The 15,742-nt window shown below is 38.3% G+C and carries 15 protein-coding genes; 7 read left to right on the forward strand and 8 right to left on the reverse strand.

The genetic code is table 11. The annotated features are described in order from the left end of the window. Positions 1-54 precede the first annotated feature (54 nt). Positions 55-2,475 (forward strand): glycerophosphodiester phosphodiesterase family protein, encoded by a 2,421-nt coding sequence (locus tag AC1M9F_RS05920; RefSeq protein WP_481597291.1) that lies wholly within the window; start codon positions 55-57, stop codon positions 2,473-2,475. A 56-nt stretch (positions 2,476-2,531) separates the two neighbouring features. On the opposite strand, the gene AC1M9F_RS05925 is transcribed toward AC1M9F_RS05920, so the two are convergent. From AC1M9F_RS05925 to cysD, 5 genes are all read right to left on the reverse strand, one after another. Continuing rightward, positions 2,532-3,407: an SDR family oxidoreductase gene (locus AC1M9F_RS05925; RefSeq protein WP_481588891.1), complete on the reverse strand. Its 876-nt coding sequence runs from the start codon at positions 3,405-3,407 to the stop codon at positions 2,532-2,534. Positions 3,408-3,528: 121 nt separating this feature from the next. Beyond that, complete coding sequence (locus tag AC1M9F_RS05930; protein ID WP_481595823.1) at positions 3,529-3,777, reverse strand: DUF2798 domain-containing protein; 249 nt, start codon at positions 3,775-3,777, stop codon at positions 3,529-3,531. Between the two features lie 296 nt (positions 3,778-4,073). Then, positions 4,074-4,250 (reverse strand): hypothetical protein, encoded by a 177-nt coding sequence (locus AC1M9F_RS05935; RefSeq protein ID WP_481597292.1) that lies wholly within the window; start codon positions 4,248-4,250, stop codon positions 4,074-4,076. 117 nt (positions 4,251-4,367) lie between these two features. Further along, the gene (gene cysN / locus AC1M9F_RS05940; protein ID WP_092766874.1) at positions 4,368-5,984 is read right to left on the reverse strand and encodes a sulfate adenylyltransferase subunit CysN; all 1,617 of its coding nucleotides are present in this window, start codon (positions 5,982-5,984) and stop codon (positions 4,368-4,370) included. A 125-nt stretch (positions 5,985-6,109) separates the two neighbouring features. Beyond that, the gene (cysD, locus tag AC1M9F_RS05945) at positions 6,110-7,024 is read right to left on the reverse strand and encodes a sulfate adenylyltransferase subunit CysD (protein WP_035266686.1); all 915 of its coding nucleotides are present in this window, start codon (positions 7,022-7,024) and stop codon (positions 6,110-6,112) included. A gap of 141 nt (positions 7,025-7,165) precedes the next feature. On the opposite strand from cysD, the gene AC1M9F_RS05950 reads away from it, so the two are divergent. Then, positions 7,166-7,609, forward strand: a complete 444-nt coding sequence (locus tag AC1M9F_RS05950; RefSeq protein WP_481597293.1) for a GNAT family N-acetyltransferase — start codon at positions 7,166-7,168, stop codon at positions 7,607-7,609. 15 nt (positions 7,610-7,624) lie between these two features. Beyond that, positions 7,625-8,152 (forward strand): hypothetical protein, encoded by a 528-nt coding sequence (locus tag AC1M9F_RS05955; RefSeq protein WP_481586517.1) that lies wholly within the window; start codon positions 7,625-7,627, stop codon positions 8,150-8,152. A gap of 48 nt (positions 8,153-8,200) precedes the next feature. On the opposite strand, the gene AC1M9F_RS05960 is transcribed toward AC1M9F_RS05955, so the two are convergent. Together AC1M9F_RS05960 and lysS are read right to left on the reverse strand one after the other, a co-directional pair. Further along, on the reverse strand, positions 8,201-9,664 hold the full coding sequence (locus AC1M9F_RS05960; protein WP_481597294.1) for a capsule assembly Wzi family protein: 1,464 nt from the start codon (positions 9,662-9,664) through the stop codon (positions 8,201-8,203). A 302-nt stretch (positions 9,665-9,966) separates the two neighbouring features. After that, the gene (gene lysS, locus AC1M9F_RS05965) at positions 9,967-11,496 is read right to left on the reverse strand and encodes a lysine--tRNA ligase (RefSeq protein ID WP_092766879.1); all 1,530 of its coding nucleotides are present in this window, start codon (positions 11,494-11,496) and stop codon (positions 9,967-9,969) included. Positions 11,497-11,745: 249 nt separating this feature from the next. Between lysS and AC1M9F_RS05970 the strand changes: the two genes are divergently transcribed. Beyond that, positions 11,746-12,258 (forward strand): YqiA/YcfP family alpha/beta fold hydrolase, encoded by a 513-nt coding sequence (locus AC1M9F_RS05970; RefSeq protein ID WP_179997703.1) that lies wholly within the window; start codon positions 11,746-11,748, stop codon positions 12,256-12,258. A gap of 31 nt (positions 12,259-12,289) precedes the next feature. Here the strand turns inward: AC1M9F_RS05970 and AC1M9F_RS05975 are convergent, their stop codons facing one another. Further along, on the reverse strand, positions 12,290-12,826 hold the full coding sequence (locus tag AC1M9F_RS05975) for an adenine phosphoribosyltransferase (RefSeq protein WP_481594407.1): 537 nt from the start codon (positions 12,824-12,826) through the stop codon (positions 12,290-12,292). A 490-nt stretch (positions 12,827-13,316) separates the two neighbouring features. Between AC1M9F_RS05975 and rubA the strand changes: the two genes are divergently transcribed. The 3 genes from rubA (at position 13,317) to AC1M9F_RS05990 (ending at position 15,736) form a co-directional block, all read left to right on the forward strand. Then, on the forward strand, positions 13,317-13,481 hold the full coding sequence (gene rubA, locus AC1M9F_RS05980) for a rubredoxin RubA (RefSeq protein ID WP_000760495.1): 165 nt from the start codon (positions 13,317-13,319) through the stop codon (positions 13,479-13,481). Positions 13,482-13,560: 79 nt separating this feature from the next. After that, entirely contained in the window at positions 13,561-14,739 is a 1,179-nt protein-coding gene (locus tag AC1M9F_RS05985) for an NAD(P)/FAD-dependent oxidoreductase (RefSeq protein WP_481597295.1), read from the forward strand. A 61-nt stretch (positions 14,740-14,800) separates the two neighbouring features. Next, a complete protein-coding gene (locus AC1M9F_RS05990) occupies positions 14,801-15,736 on the forward strand; it encodes an alpha/beta fold hydrolase (RefSeq protein WP_092766881.1) in 936 nt (311 codons plus the stop codon). The last annotated feature ends 6 nt before the right edge of the window (positions 15,737-15,742 follow it).

Here is a 15,742-nt window from a genome sequence, read left to right on the forward strand (position 1 = left end):
TTTATGTACTTAGATTGTGTCTCGCTTAGGGACATACTTTTCGAGTACTTTTTAATGATGAAATTTACAACACTGACGTCAGCAATATTATTAACATTAAGCTTAACGGCTTGCTCCGATGATGATCAAAAAAATGCTGTATCAAATCCAGATCAAACGGAAAATCCTAATCCATCTCCTGAACCAGAAACACCAGACATTGAAGTACCTGTACCCGAAATACTTTTTGAAGAAAATTTCAACGCTTTAACTACTATTCCAAACAATTGGACTCAACTTCGTAGCAATCCAGGGAATATTGAAGTTAAAGATGGAGCACTACTCATCAATGGTACGGCGCACGATACACAAATGACGACCATCATGTTGCCAAACGAACTACAGCAACATCGTAATTATCGTATCGATATGGATTTTGCTTTCTTAGAAAATAACAATGGCGGGCGTTGGGGTAGCATCATCTATCGTGCCGCTGATCAATATGCTGATCCAGCTTTTACTCCATACTATCAATTCGCATTTCGTGTTGATGCAACCGCTGCAAGTGGTCTTGAACTTTCTATGCGTCAACCTAACAACACATGGAATGTTTTACAGAAATCTGCATATAAAGAGAATTTTGAGTTAAATAAGACCTACAAAGCAACAGTCATCGTACATGGCCAACGCGTACGCCATTATATTAATGATGAACTCGTACTCGATAGCACGCTACCTTACAATTTAAATCAGGGTGGCATTGGCATTTCTACAGCTGGCGCTTTGATGCGTGTAGATTCAATTAAAGTGACTGAGCAACTTGAAGCCCTACCAGAGTCTAATCGAGTTACAGATCTAATCGATCAGCAATTGCCAGTCTCTATGGCACCAGCACTCGCTCAGCCTGCTGGCGCAACTACACTGAACTCAGCTCCATTAGCAACTCATGTTGCCTATCAACTGGATGAGCAACTCAATCTTCTTAACCAAGATCAAAAGAAAATTACTCATTTAAAAGATTATTTAAATGATTCAACACGACGTCATATTCCGCTATTAACGATCAATTCAGAAAAAACAATTCGTAATCTGAAAACGTTGACAGAAAACTATGATCTCGCTGATATCACCTTGGTGTCGGATCAGCCTGAACTCTTACGTAAAGCTCGTGTTGAAATCCCTGTATTGCGTACAGCACTCGACTATTCAAAACAATCTGGTTTAACCAATAGTAAATCAGATATTGTAAAAATTGCGCATAATACCAACTCTTCTTTATCAAAAATTGTCATTTTACCGCCGCACTTAGTGCAATCAGAAGTCGTATCTCATCTACAACGCTTATTAATAACACCCTGGGCAAGCACACTTCATCCAGATCAAAAAGATGGCATTGATGCATTCAAAGCAGCTGATATTTTAAGCACTGGGATTAATGGGATCTATACTCAACAGCCAGATGTTTTCCAAAACATTATGAAGCAGATGGCACCGAATACCCTGTTAAGAAAACCCCTGATCACAGGCCACCGTGGCATTCCAGCTTTAGAGGATGAAAATACTTTAGAAGGAACAATTAAAGCTATTGAGGTGGGTGCTGACGCAGTTGAATATGATGTTTATCTATCGAAAGATGGTCATGTTTTCCTGATGCATGATGGAACATTAACTCGTACCACAGGTGATAATAGAAATACTGAAGATCTTACCTTAGCTGAAATTCGTCAGTTACGAACGATTCCCAATGGTCGCCCAGTTCCAACCATGGATGAGGTTTTGGCTGCAGTCAAAAAATACCCCCATGTGACCAATTTCATCGAAATTAAAAGTGCTAAGCCTGAAATTGTAGCGAAGATTAAAGAGCTTTTAGATAAGCATAATGCCTATGATCAATCGATTGTTATTAGTTTTAATGGTGATCAAATCTTACAGATGAAAAATACCTTACCGGGTGTTTCTACAGGCTTCTTAACGAGTACGCCGAACGCACAAAGCAATATTGTAAACACACGTCGAATATTAGACGCGACTCAAAAATATTCTTCTACATTTAACCCGTCTTTTGCAGGATTAAGCAAAGAGTTAATGTCAATGGCGAGCTTACGTGGCGTAACTTTCTGGCCTTGGACATTCCGTACCAATAAAGATGATTTTAATCGTATGTATGTACAAGGAACACATGGCTTAACCACCGATTATGCTCATGAATCTTCTGATTTAGTCGTCAAGATCAATACTCCAGGTCAAATTACTGCGAAAGTAGGACAGCCTGTTGTTTTTAGTGGAGAAAAAGTTACTCAGATAGGTAAGGCTTCAGCACAAAACTTTAATTCAATGATTGTTCTGCCTGGTTCTGCCAAATATAGTAAAAATGGTCAGTCGATTACGTTTAGTGAACAAGGCAAAGCCTATGTCATGCCGAGCTATCAATACACGATTGTGCCGAATTATAGCTACACCCTGTACGGTAAACCCGTCACAGTCACGATTCAGTAAGAAACTTTAAATTTACATGCCCAATTGTTAAGTTTAAAGCTTCAATTGGGCATTTCTTATTTTTTTAAATTTTGGATCACTTCGGGTAAAAAAGAACGGTGAAATCCATCATAGGCTTGATTATTCTCAGCCGGGCTTAATGGAAATATACGTGTGCCTTGAGAAGCTGCGCCATCAATCCGTATCGTGACACCCGATATAAATTTAGATGCTTCAGACAATAAATAGACGATCGCTGATGACACCTCAGCTTCCGTTCCCATGCGTTGCAAAGGAACTTTCTCCGCCATACTTGGAATCACTTTTTCAGCCATTTCACCAGTATATGTATCCATACCTGATGACAAAATCCATCCAGGTGCTACGGCGTTCACGCGAACTCCTGATTTCCCCCATTCGACAGCAGCTGTCTTGGTCAGATTATCGACCCCTGCACGAGCTGCGCCTGAATGTCCCATATTCGGCATACCTCCCCACATATCAGCAGTCATGTTGACAATACTTCCACCATGCTTATTCATCCACTGATTGTAAGCTTCGCGCATAAGATAGAATGTAGCGTGTAGATTGTTTCGAATGACAGCATCAAATCCATTGGCTGAGATTTTTTCTAAATGCGCTGGAAATTGTCCGCCTGCATTATTCACCAAGCCATCAACTCGTCCGAATTTTTCAATTACTTCGCTAATCATGGCTTTTACTTGTGCTTCATCACGATTATCACAAGCGATGCCATAGGCTCTGCCACCATCTTCCATGATTTCAGCAACAACTTTATCGAGTTTTTCTTGGGTACGCCCTGTAATAATCACTTGTGCATCCAATGATGCAAGCTCATGAGCTGTACAACGTCCAATACCAGAACCACCTCCTGTCACAATGATGACCTGATTCTGAAATAAGTTTTCCTTGAACACTGAGTTATATGTCATGCCAATCCTTAGGTTGTAATTTTTATCGACTTGCAAAATTATCCCGATTTTTTAACAGTTGCAAGATCATAGAATTTTATAATTGTTGTTTTAAATGCTAATCAAACCTTTCATTCAAGGGCTATGGCATAGTTTTTACAAAATGCATTAAGATTTTTCTTACCACAGGTAAAAATATTAAGATCAATGGAAATGCGATTAACCAAGACATTGCCCACGTCTTTATCCAGACCACCCAGATCCCATCAAAAAATCCACGATTCATTACAATATTAATTAAAGAAATTGAACCACTCATCAAACATGACAAAATTAACGGCATCAGCCAATTGAGATGTTTGGGGTGAAATTTTGGGAGTGCTTTATTCATTGTAGCGCCTAATCATTTCATCTCATTTAATTTAGCACCAATGCAATCACTATTCCTATATTTTTCAAGTTTCAAGCACACAAAACTAATCCAATATCGTTAAAATTTTGAACCTTGAGGCATGGTTTAATAATTTTTCTTAGTAAATGAATATTAAATAGAATGGATTAGTTTCCTTCTTAATCAAGACTCATGAGCAATAAAAAAATATTTAACTTTAAACGATGATTTTATTTTTTAGCTTTTCTACTCTACGAAAATGTTTTAAGTTTTTAGTTCAATTTTACCGTTAATCTCTATTCTTTAGATTCGAAGCATTTTTTTTGCAGTTTTTGCATAGCTTCTCTAGGCATAGGCGCTGTCATCATCTGTTGGTATTCTAAACAGGCTTTACTGGGTTGTTTTTGTTGTATCGGAGCATTAACACATGCCGTTAAGAGCATCAAAAGCAAATACGCTACTATTTTCATCATATCTCGAATTTATCGTTAATGTTTACCCTATCTTAGCTCATTAAGACTAGTGTGGTCGTTATTAACTTTTAAATAAAAAAACCCGCCATCAGGCGGGTTTTTTTAAATCAGTCAATCTTAAAGACGAACCAATTCCACAATCTTCTCAGCCAATTCTTCAGCAGCTTCTACTTCAAAACTTGCATCCGTACCTGTTGCAGTATCAGTAATGACCACCACTCCAGTTTCACGTAATAATGCAACTTGCTCAGCAGTTAAACCAGCTTTAGCAATCGCGACAACACCTTGTTGGATCAATAAGCTTTCTAATACTTGTGCATTCACAATTGCAGCATTTGATACAGTTACCGCAGCAGGCTTTTGACCCAAACGCGCCGCACGTGCTTCTGATGTTACAGGCTCATTATGTGCAGTCCACTCAACTGCCTCTTCAACCATACCTGCACCAACTGTAACGTTGCTTAAGCGGTCAATAAAGATAAATGAACCTGTGTAACGGCTATCTTGATAACGGTCAAATACGACTGGTGCATCAAATTCAATCGTTACATTCGCAATCGCATTCAGCTCTAAGTTTTCAACTTGAACTTTTTCAAGCGTATTTACGTTTGTACGGAAGTTAATTGCTGTTACCTTAGCAGGAACAGTTTGCGTACCAATCTTCACGTTATATAACTTACCAATCGCAAGCGGTTGGTCAGCCATCCATACAACAGTCGCTTGAACAGAACGAGAAATTGCCGGTACTTCTTGGTCTGCACGTACAAGTACGTTACCACGAGAAATATCAATCTCGTCGTTTAACGTTAATGTCACTGCTTGACCAGCAACTGCACGTTCTAAGTTACCATCAAAAGTAACGATTTCTTTAACTGTAGATGATTTACCTGATGGCAACGCAGTAATTGTATCTCCAACGTTGATATCACCTAGTGCGATCGTACCGCAGAAACCACGGAAATCGAGGTTAGGACGGTTCACATACTGTACAGGGAAGCGGAAGTCAGCTTTAGCTGAAGTACGATTAATCTCTACAGATTCAAGCGTACCCATCAAAGTTTCGCCTGTGTACCAAGGTGTATTTGGTGATTTGTTTACAACGTTATCACCATTTAACGCAGAAATCGGCGTAAAGATGATGTTAGATGGTTTACGGTCACCCAATTGTGCAATAAAGCCTGCGTATTCTGTTTGAATCTCATTAAAGCGTGCTTCAGAGAACTCAACCAAGTCCATTTTGTTGATCGCAACAATAATGTTCTTAATACCAAGTAAGCTTGCAATATACGTATGACGACGTGTTTGTGTCTGAACACCGTAACGCGCATCAATTAAAATGATCGCAAGGTCACACGTAGACGCACCTGTAGCCATGTTACGTGTGTATTGTTCATGCCCCGGAGTGTCGGCAATAATGAACTTACGTTTTTCTGTAGAGAAATAACGGTAAGCTACATCAATCGTAATACCTTGTTCACGCTCTGCTTGTAAACCATCTACAAGTAACGCTAAGTCAGGTGCATCACCTGTTGTACCGACTTTTTTAGAATCACGTGTCACTGCTTGCAATTGATCTTCATAAATCAATTTTGAATCGTAAAGTAAACGACCAATTAAAGTTGATTTACCATCATCTACGTTACCGCAAGTCAAAAAGCGTAATAAGTCTTTATTTTCGTGTTGTTTTAAATAACCCAAGATATCTTGGCTAATCAAATCTGATTGATGAGACATGGCTCATAGCTCCACAAATATGTTGAAATCGGTGTATTTGAATCCCCCTCGTTCCCCCTTTGAAAAAGGAGGATGACTCCTCTCTTTTACAAAGAGAGGAGCAACGCTGCTGCGCAAGAGAGATTCTAGAAGTAACCTTCTTGCTTTTTCTTTTCCATCGAGCCCGCTTCATCATGGTCAATCATTCGACCTTGGCGCTCAGAACTGGTTGCAAGCAACATTTCTTGGATAATTTCTGGCAAGGTGTTAGCAGTCGACTCCACCGCACCTGTCAATGGGTAACACCCCAAAGTACGGAAACGAACCGATTTCATTTGTGGAACTTCACCTTCTTTTAAAGGCATACGCTCATCATCCACCATAATTAATGTACCACTACGCTCAACAACAGGTCGTTCTGCCGCTAAGTACAATGGAACAAGTGGAATACTTTCTAAGTAAATATATTGCCAAATATCAAGCTCAGTCCAGTTCGACAATGGGAACACACGGATACTTTCGCCTTTGTTCACTTTACCATTGTAAAGATTCCAAAGTTCTGGACGTTGGTTTTTAGGATCCCAACGATGTTTATCATCACGGAATGAATACACACGTTCTTTGGCACGTGATTTTTCTTCATCACGGCGAGCACCACCAAATGCAGCATCGAACTTGTATTTATCTAATGCCTGTTTTAAACCCTGAGTTTTCATGATATCAGTATATTTCGAACTACCATGATCAAATGGGTTAATCCCAGCATCCTTACCTTCTTTATTTTGGTGGACGATAAGATCGAAACCGTGTTGCTTAGCCATATTGTCGCGGAAAGCAATCATGTCCTTAAATTTCCAACCTGTATCTACATGTAACAGTGGAAAAGGGAGTTTTGCAGGATAGAATGCTTTAAGCGCTAAATGCAGCATAACTGCCGAGTCCTTACCAATCGAATAAAGCATGACTGGATTTTCGAATTCTGCAGCAACTTCGCGAATGATATGAATACTCTCAGCTTCAAGCTGTTTAAGATGAGTAAGTCTTTCCTCATTTAATGACATGGACAACACCAGCTAGAATATGTGTACTTATGACACTTTTGAAAATTTATATTCATTATAGTGATTTAGACAACGGAGCTTTATCTCGTTTTTTTATATTGATATACTCAAATAGAATATAAGCAAAGTGACAATCTAATTATGATAATAATTACAGGCCTTTCAAATATAAAATACCAAGAATGGTTAGCCCTTTGGTCAGCTTACCTTGAATTCTACAAGACCAAATTGAATCCTCAACAAGCGGCTCTGACTTTCAAACGATTATCTGATGCGTCGCAAACCGATATGTTTGGCTATGCCATTATAAAAAATCAAAACGTCGTCGGAATTGTACATCTCATTTCTCACGCAAGCACTTGGACTAAACTCCCTTATTGTTATCTCCAAGATTTGTTTATTGATGCAAATTATAGAAATCAGGGCTTAGCCAGGAAATTAATAGAATTTAGCTATGACGAATGTAAAAATAATTATGATAGAGTGTATTGGTTAACCCATAAAAGCAATGATAATGCTAGACTTTTGTATAATCGTGTTGCAACCGAAACGGGATTCATTCAATATAAAAAATCTCTAAATTAGTTATTTTTATCTCCCATGCTTAGCCTTGAATCTCTTAAACAACATTTAGAGCGAGCTCAAATTGCTGGTCATATTTATCAGCATCATCAAATTCTAGTGTTACAAGAACCGTTTACTGAAAATGGTTCTGCTTTAAATATTTTTGTTCAGCACGAGTTAACTGCTGATCAAATTGGCTTACAGTTTGCTGTTGAACATACTGATCAAAAACTAAAGTTCTTGATTGGCGTTACACATAGCAATCAAGATCATAGAAGTGAAATTAGTATTGGTCATTTAAAAGGCAATCAAAAAGCTTTTAATTTGTGCTACGCCTTTTACAATTACCCAAAACACTTTTTTGTAGTTGAAACAGATTTATATGCGAACGCTGAGCAATTTAAAGACTGCTTAGAAAAGCAATTATTCAGTCAACCTGAGCTTAGTTTTTTAGACACAGCCACTAAAGTAAATCCAATGGGACAGAATTACCCATGGATGAAGGATTATATCGCGCAACTTAGCTTAGAAATGAAAGTTCGGATACAAACAAGTCTCATGTAAAAAAAGCCACCTTTTCAGGTGGCTTTTTCAATTGCTAATCTAAGAATATTAACGTCCCAGTTTTTTGACATCTAAAGGTATTTCAATACCAACAGAAGCACCTGCATCATTACCATGACGATCTGAATCTGCAATCCAACCATTAATCTTTAATGGCAAATTCGGCTTCACAAAATGCGTCCAAGTTAAATCTAATGCTTGGATATCATCTTCTTCGGAAAATGCAACATTGGTATCTCGATTTGATTGATTTACTTTTGAAAATAATACGCGACCTGAAAGTCTATTCATGGCATCAAAACGAATATTTCCACCCAAAGAAATCATCTCACCATCTCCCCCAATCGCATGTGCAAGAGGATAGCCATGTTGATAATATCCATCTGTGTAAATATGATGATTATAAGATATCCCTCGAGCCTTACCATTTGTAGTGGTGTCTACCCACTCTGCATAAATCTGATAAGGCATTTTTTTTAAAGATGAAGAATAATCCACGCCGGCTTGATACATTTTCTTAGCAGGTAAACCACCAGCTTCATCTTCACCCACGTATTGAGCATAAAGGCCTATTGGTTGGTTCGATAAATAGCTTAGATTCAAACGTGCATCGAGTCCAGCAATTTGATTTGATGCATTACCCTCACCACTACAATTATTATTTTCACACTCATTATCTTTTCCAATGAAAGCGTTCCAATAAGATTTAACAGAATTTGGTTGACCTTTACCAGCAATTTGAAAAATTCGTGATAATCCCAATTCTAGATAAGGTAGAGGCTGAGCTGTAAAACGTAAGCCAATTAACTGGGTACCTGACACAGCTTTATAATCATCCAATTGACCGCCAAAAGCTTGGTATTGCCAAGGCCCGATCCATGAGAGCCATTTATGATCAAAAGCAGCCTGTTCGGCACGCTGTAGAGTGAAACCATATACTGGTCGACTTGCATCTCCACGTATCAAACTACCATCATGTGCAGGCCCCCAGTAGGTTGGAATCTGACCAGCAATGAGCCATTGATTCCAAAGTTTACCCGCAAGATATGAGCCTTCTAGGTTAACGTCTTGCCCATTGTCTATCTGATGTTCTTTTTCACCTCTAACTTTGAGCTTCGCATCCCAATTTTGCCCCCCAAGATTTAACTCTGCACCAAGCGCATATTGTGCTTTTTGATGATCGGCAAAAGATTGTGGGATTTTCTTTTGATCACTCTCAGCGAAAGCATCAACTTTTAATGTTTCATTTTGCTGCTGAATCGCTCTTTCGACTTCCTGAATAACCTTTTGTTGTTCAATGGAGTTAATTTTAGCATTGGTGAGGGCACGTTGGACTTCATCACCACTTAGCGGCCATGTCGAGGTGCTTATTTGAATCACACCTTGTTGATTCAGCCAATTTAAATCATCTCTCAGGTTTTCATCGTTGAGGAGAATACCATTGGCAAACACCAGTGGACTAGAAAATAGTAAGCTCGATGATAGGATTTTTATAAGTCTATTCGGGTTCATCACAAATCAATTTAGGATTATATCTTATTGATTATTTGAATTTTTAATTTATAAATCCATTAACTTTACATTAAGTATTTAATTAGATACATTTAATAACATTGTATAAATATTTTAATAAACATACAGCTGGTTAAACAGATTAGCTTTAATGATAATTTTCTATATTTTTTTATCACCTTAATTAAATATTTTGTGATTAAAACCTCAAAATACACTCACACTAAAAAACATTTAAATTTAATTTTATGTTAAGAAAAATTAAAACAGCCCTTCAAAGAAGGGCTGTTTTAATTTCATTATTACGCATTTTTGTGACGCATATGTGGGAATAAGATCACATCGCGAATACTTGGCGCATTGGCAAATAGCATTACCAGACGATCAATACCAATCCCTTCACCTGCTGTAGGAGGTAAACCATATTCAAGCGCCTCAACGAAGTCGGCATCATAGTGCATTGCTTCATCATCACCCGCATCTTTTTCAGCTACCTGTGCTTGGAAACGCTCAGCCTGGTCAATTGGGTCATTTAACTCTGAGAAGCCATTTGCAAGCTCACGACCACCAATGAAGAATTCAAAACGGTCAGTAATGTGCGGGTTGTCATCGTTACGACGTGCCAATGGAGAGGTTTCCGCAGGATATTCAGTAATGAAGGTCGGTTGACGAAGTTTCGTTTCAACAGTTTCCTCAAATACAATCGTTTGAAGCTTACCTAGACCAAAACCTGGCTTCACTTGCTCTTTAAGTTCATTCTTAACAAACTCAGCTAAGAACTCGCGATCATTTACATTTTCAGGTGTAAATTGTGGGTTATGTTCAAGAATTGCATCAAACATTGAGATTTTCTTGAATGGACCTTTGAAGCTATACACTTCTTCGCCATAAGGTACATCTGTCGAACCTAAGATATCAATTGCTAGTTTTTCTAGCATTTGCTCTGTCAGTTCCATCAAGTCTTTGTAGTCTGCATAAGCTTGGTAGAATTCGATCATGGTGAATTCTGGGTTGTGACGTGTAGACACACCTTCATTACGAAAGTTACGGTTAATCTCAAACACACGTTCAAAACCACCTACAACCAAACGCTTTAAGTAAAGTTCTGGTGCAATACGTAAGAATAATGGCATGTCTAAGGCATTGTGATGCGTTTCAAATGGACGCGCAGAAGCACCACCTGGAATCACATGCATCATTGGCGTTTCAACTTCCATATAACGTTTTTCAGTCAAGAAGTTACGAATACCAGCAACTACTTTTGCTCGAATTTCAAAAGTCTTACGCGTTTCTTCGTTCACGATCAAATCAAGATAACGTTTACGATATTTTACTTCTGTATCTGTTAAACCGTGGAACTTGTCTGGAAGAGGACGGAGTGATTTAGTGAGGAGTTCAAAATGTTCAATATGCACATAAAGATCACCTTTGCCTGAACGTCCAATGTAACCTTCAACGGCAATAATATCACCTAGGTCTAAACCTTTAATGGTGTCAAGTGTTTCAGCAGAAAGTTCTTTACGCGCCACATAAAGCTGAATACGGCCGGTCATGTCTTGGATCACCATGAACGAACCGCGGTTCAACATCACCCGACCCGCAACTTTGACATAAACTTTTTCACTGCCTTCAATTTCTTCTTTTGATTTATCAGCAAACTGATCCTGAAGGTCTTGTGCATAATGTTCACGCTTAAACGTGTTTGGCCAAGGGCTCGTACCCTGCTCTTGAGCCTTATCTTGAATCTGTTTTAACTTGGCATGACGCTGTGCGATTAAATCGTTTTCGGAAATGGCTTGTTCAGAAGTCGATTGAGCGTTTTGTTGCGTCATCTCTGCCTCGTAATTTTATTTAAAAAAGAAGTTGCATAGCATAGCAGAATTCAAAGTACTTGAGCATTAGAAAAAATAATCAGCCATTTGAAAAACGCTTAATTTCATCCACTAAAGTCTAGGTCTGAACATTTCTTAGACCAAAAGCTAAGTTGTACTTTGAATACAGCACTCTACAATCATCCTATAAATTGTGGAAAAGTATACTTTCAACAATCATAAAAAATAGAATGGATTTAATGATGACTTATGAACACTCAAGAGCCTAAAGTATTGTTTATGCATGGATTAGATTCTTCAAGAGAATCTACCAAGTTTCAGGCAATTCTTTCTAAAAATAAATATTGCATTAATGTTGATTATCGAAATTTAAAATACGCTGCTGTTGAACGTTTTTATATCGATATGATCGAGAAAATTAAACCAGACATTTTAGTAGGACATAGTCTAGGTGGTTACTGGGCATTAAAGATGTCAAATCGATTTCAACTTCCTGCTGTGATTGCAAATCCGAGCCTAATGCCATCTTTCGATCCAGATTATCCAGCGATTACAATTGAGGAGCTTCAATCCAAAACCTCATCTCAAATCGCTTATATCGAACTTGGTGATGAACTGATTGATATGCATAGTACCTCTGACTTATTAGAGCCATACATGTACGTTGAAAGTATTATTGGTGGCCGTCATCAACTGGAAAACCCTGATCGCCTGAATTACCTGATCGGATTAGTCAGCCACTCAAATCATCAATCACATTAAAAAAGCCTTGTGAATCACAAGGCTTTTCGACTTAAATTTGAGGTTTTGATTTATCGTCCAAAACTGACCAAATATTCATTCCTAAATCCGCGTGTAAGTCTGGTAAATCAAGGAAAATACTCGCCCCTAAAACAGTGTGCTGACATTTATCCATCAATTGCTTAACTGCTTTTAATGTACCACCTGTGGCCAATACATCATCAACAATAATCACTTTTTGAGCCTGTACATCCGCAGACATTTCTAAACGGTCCATGCCATACTCAAGGCTATAACCCACACCAATCACTGGTGGTGGTAATTTTCCAGCTTTACGAACCAACAACAAACCCTTGCCAGTACGTTGCGCCAACAAACTCGCCAAAACAAACCCACGTGCTTCAACAGCAACGAAACTCTCTACTTCTGCCAATTGTTCCGCAGGAATACTTTCGATTAAGGCATCAGTTAAAGGTGCAATGCTCTGCATGAACAAAGGAGTTAAATCAAAGAAACAAATTCCTGGTTTGGGAAAATCTTGGACCGTACGAATGTGTGACCACAATGATGTAGACAAAGAATTAGACATAGGAGATAAAAATTAGACAAAAGAATGCGTAAATTTTAACGAATTATTGACAAAAAATATAGCAAACATGAGCTAAAAAAAAATACCAACCAATATAACTTATTGATTTTTAATAAACCATTTTTTAATTAAATGACAAGTATAAAACACAAACAGTATAAATTTTATATGAATAGCTGGTAAATCAATACGCGACAAAAGTCTGACAATTTTTTTAAATCATAATACATATAATTTTGTCAAATATTTCAAAGATTTAATGCTCAGCCCTATCATGCATTAGCATAATTAGCATGCGTTTTGTCCTAATCTGCCATTCAGCTTCTCTTTTAGTCAGCTAAACTCCGTTATTTACTTTACTTTCCACCTCGAACTGCGTAAAAATTTGCTTGAATATGAACGATAAAAATTCATATCAATTGAGTCTAGGTGTGAGAAAGATTTTGGCTGACACCAATAAATGGAATTGTCAGTATTTTTGGAGAATCAAATGAAAAAATATCAATGCATCGTTTGTGGATGGATTTATGACGAAGCAGAAGGCTGGCCACAAGATGGCATTGCTGCAGGCACTAAATGGGAAGATATTCCAGATGATTGGACTTGCCCAGATTGCGGCGTATCAAAAGCAGATTTTGAAATGATTGAAATCTAATACAGATTTCCTTTAAAGACCATTTTGATATGGTCTTTTTTCTTATTTACTAAAAAAATTATCAGTATTGGAGAGTACTATGCAACCGATCATCATTGTTGGCTCTGGCATGGCAGGTTACACATTAGCGCGAGAGTTTCGCAAACTGAATGCTGAACAAGCACTTGTTATGATTTGCTCAGATGATGCGGTGAACTATGCAAAACCAACTTTATCTAATGCACTTGTAGGTAAAAAAGCGCCAGAGCAAATTGCCTTAGGTGATGCTGAGAAAATGTCTGCGCAATTGAATATGCAAATTATTCATCATGCGACTGTAACTTCAATTTCTGCAGATCAACATCAATTGACCTACACAAAAGATGGACAAGCTGAAAACCTTATATACAGCAAATTAATATTAGCTGTAGGTGCTAACCCTATTCGTTTAGCCATTTCAGGTGATGGCGCTGATGATATTCATGTAGTTAACTCACTGATTGATTATCGTGAATTTCGCTCTAAGCTCGACCTTAAACAAGACAAGCGTGTTGTCATTTTAGGTGCAGGCCTCATTGGCTGTGAGTTTGCCAACGATTTACAGAACACTGGTCATCAAGCGACTGTGATTGATCTTGCCCCACAACCTTTGGGTCGCCTTCTACCAGAACACGTTGCACATGCTTTCCAGCAAAATCTTGAAGAAACAGGTATTCAGTTTGCATTAAGTACCACCGTAGATCGGGTAAGTAAAAACTCAGACGAAAGCTATACCGTAACGCTTGCAAATGGACAGAGCTTTACAGCTGACGTTGTTCTTTCTGCTGTTGGCCTGCAACCCAATACATCAGTTGCACAAGAAGCAGGAATCCATATCAGCCGTGGGATTGAGACTAACACTTTAATGGAAACCAATAAAACCGATATTTATGCATTAGGTGATTGTGCAGAAGTAAATGGTTTACTGCTTCCGTATGTCATGCCAATTATGCAACAAGCACGTGCTTTAGCTAAAACATTGTCTGGTGAAAATACACAAGTTCATTATCCAGCGATGCCAGTTGCAGTGAAAACTCCTGCTGCACCACTGACTGTATTACCTGTACCTCAAGGTGTAGAGGCAACTTGGGAAACTGAAGAACTCGATGACGGAATGATTGCTAAAGCACTTGACCAAGAAACAACGCTTCGTGGATTTGTGCTACTTGGACCAACAGCAGCGAAGCAACGTTTAACATTGACCAAACTGGTCCCAGATTTAATTCCAGCTGCCGTTTAATTATTCAAAGATTTAGGGTATTTTCAAATGAAAGTACCCTTTTAGTTTGGACACAATAAAAATGAATAACGCACTAGAATATCAAGTTTCACCTTATGCTCCATTCATGCAAGAAAGTAAAGTGAGCCTAGGCAATGGGATCGACCTTCATATTGAAGTTGGAGGCAAGGCTGAACATCCTACGATTATTCTCATCATGGGACTGGGTGCGCAGATGCTTTTTTGGCCAGATTTTTTTTGCAAATCTTTAATAGACCAAGGTTTCAGAGTCATTCGTTTCGATAACCGAGATATTGGCCTCTCAACAAAAATTAAGCACAAGGGACCTCGCCTCAATACATTTAAACTTATGGGTCGATTTGCTTTTGGTCTAGGAAATCAAGGCTCTCCTTACAATTTATATGATATGGCTGAAGATGTAGCGTTACTCATTGAACGATTAGGTCTTGAAAAAGCGCATATTATTGGTGCATCAATGGGGGGAATGATCGCTCAGATATTAGCAGCAAAATATCCAGAAAAAGTGGATAAACTAGGATTATTATTTACCAGTAATAATCAGCCATTTCTTCCGCCACCATTTCCAAAACAATTATTTAGTCTTATTGGTCGCCCTGCATCGAATGATGAAGATGGTATTGTAAATCATAGTATTAAAGTCATTCAGACGATTGGTTCACCTGGTTACGTCAATCAATTGGAAGTTATTCAAAACGCGCGTAAATTATATAAGCGTAGTTATCATCCAGCGGGTGTACTTCAACAGTTTTTAGCAATATTATGTACAGGCTCATTAGTTTCTATCGATAAGCAAATTCAAAAGCCAACACTGGTTGTACATGGCTCAAAGGATCGTCTACTCCCTTTTAGCCACGGCAAGGCAGTATCAAAAGCAATATCAGGCGCAAAGTTTGAATTAATCGAAGGAATGGGGCATGATATTCCTGCGCATTTCATCCCACAACTGAGTGGTTTGTTTGCAAAACATTTTAAATGATAAACA

This window comes from Acinetobacter sp. ANC_7504 (assembly GCF_056779995.1).

Bases quoted from the DNA above. Each gene is read 5' to 3' on its own strand.
- rubA (WP_000760495.1), top strand. From the start codon at position 13,317: ATGAAAAAATATCAATGCATCGTTTGTGGATGGATTTATGACGAAGCA.
- AC1M9F_RS05975 (WP_481594407.1), bottom strand. From the start codon at position 12,826: ATGTCTAATTCTTTGTCTACATCATTGTGGTCACACATTCGTACGGTC.
- AC1M9F_RS05930 (WP_481595823.1), bottom strand. From the start codon at position 3,777: ATGAATAAAGCACTCCCAAAATTTCACCCCAAACATCTCAATTGGCTG.
- cysN (WP_092766874.1), bottom strand. From the start codon at position 5,984: ATGTCTCATCAATCAGATTTGATTAGCCAAGATATCTTGGGTTATTTA.
- cysD (WP_035266686.1), bottom strand. From the start codon at position 7,024: ATGTCATTAAATGAGGAAAGACTTACTCATCTTAAACAGCTTGAAGCT.
- AC1M9F_RS05960 (WP_481597294.1), bottom strand. From the start codon at position 9,664: ATGAACCCGAATAGACTTATAAAAATCCTATCATCGAGCTTACTATTT.
- AC1M9F_RS05985 (WP_481597295.1), top strand. From the start codon at position 13,561: ATGCAACCGATCATCATTGTTGGCTCTGGCATGGCAGGTTACACATTA.
- lysS (WP_092766879.1), bottom strand. From the start codon at position 11,496: ATGACGCAACAAAACGCTCAATCGACTTCTGAACAAGCCATTTCCGAA.
- AC1M9F_RS05970 (WP_179997703.1), top strand. From the start codon at position 11,746: ATGAACACTCAAGAGCCTAAAGTATTGTTTATGCATGGATTAGATTCT.
- AC1M9F_RS05925 (WP_481588891.1), bottom strand. From the start codon at position 3,407: ATGACATATAACTCAGTGTTCAAGGAAAACTTATTTCAGAATCAGGTC.
- AC1M9F_RS05955 (WP_481586517.1), top strand. From the start codon at position 7,625: ATGCTTAGCCTTGAATCTCTTAAACAACATTTAGAGCGAGCTCAAATT.
- AC1M9F_RS05950 (WP_481597293.1), top strand. From the start codon at position 7,166: ATGATAATAATTACAGGCCTTTCAAATATAAAATACCAAGAATGGTTA.
- AC1M9F_RS05920 (WP_481597291.1), top strand. From the start codon at position 55: ATGATGAAATTTACAACACTGACGTCAGCAATATTATTAACATTAAGC.
- AC1M9F_RS05935 (WP_481597292.1), bottom strand. From the start codon at position 4,250: ATGATGAAAATAGTAGCGTATTTGCTTTTGATGCTCTTAACGGCATGT.
- AC1M9F_RS05990 (WP_092766881.1), top strand. From the start codon at position 14,801: ATGAATAACGCACTAGAATATCAAGTTTCACCTTATGCTCCATTCATG.